The sequence below is a fragment of the Dietzia sp. CW19 genome (assembly GCF_014145265.1).
GTDB classification, from domain to species: Bacteria; Actinomycetota; Actinomycetes; order Mycobacteriales; family Mycobacteriaceae; genus Dietzia; species Dietzia natronolimnaea.
In genome coordinates this window covers 9,561-10,207 of sequence record NZ_JAALEE010000541.1, presented here as the reverse complement: position 1 = coordinate 10,207, position 647 = coordinate 9,561, and the positions used below count along the sequence as shown (strand labels likewise).

Here is a 647-nt window from a genome sequence, read left to right as displayed (position 1 = left end):
CTCAACATCCCCGGCGTCGACAAGGCGGCCTCGTTCGGCGCCTGGGTCTACGACCCCGAGAAGGAGGACACCCCCCTGGTCGTCCTCGCCCCCGACGAGGAGGTCGCCGGCCAGTACCGCGACCACCTGATGCGGGTCGGTATCGACACGGTCACCGGATACACGACCAGCTTCGAGGGCCTGCCCACGACGACCCCCGAGATGATCGGGCCGGACGAGCTCGCCTCGTTCGACTCGGCCATGGTCCTGGACGTGCGCAACAAGACCGAGCACTCCGACGGCCACATCCCGGGATCACGGCAGCTCAGCGGCGGCCGCGTGCTCTGGAACCTCGACCAGCTGCCCACCGACGGACCCATCGTGACCTACTGCCAGAGCGGGGTCCGCAACTCCGTCGCGGCCAGCGCGCTGCGCCGCGCCGGCTACCGGGTCGTCGAGCTCGAGGGCAGTTACGCCGCCTGGTCCGAGCGGAACCTCGCGACCGTCTGAGTGGACTGGCCGCGTCCTTGTCGAGGATGCCGTGGAACCGCTTGGCCGACGAGCCCGGGCTCGGTTCCGTCCTGGGCTCGCTGCCCGCCCGTTCCTGACCCACCCCACCGTTCATCTCACCTCGACACCGGCGCCCCGCCGGAGAAAAGCGCCTTCCA

Annotated in this window: 1 protein-coding gene; it reads left to right on the top strand. The window is 70.2% G+C overall.

All coding sequences use genetic code 11. The annotated features are described in order from the left end of the window. On the top strand, positions 1-489 hold a 489-nt coding region (locus G6021_RS17600; RefSeq protein WP_241736604.1), incomplete at its 5' end, for a rhodanese-like domain-containing protein. Positions 490-647: the final 158 nt, after the last annotated feature.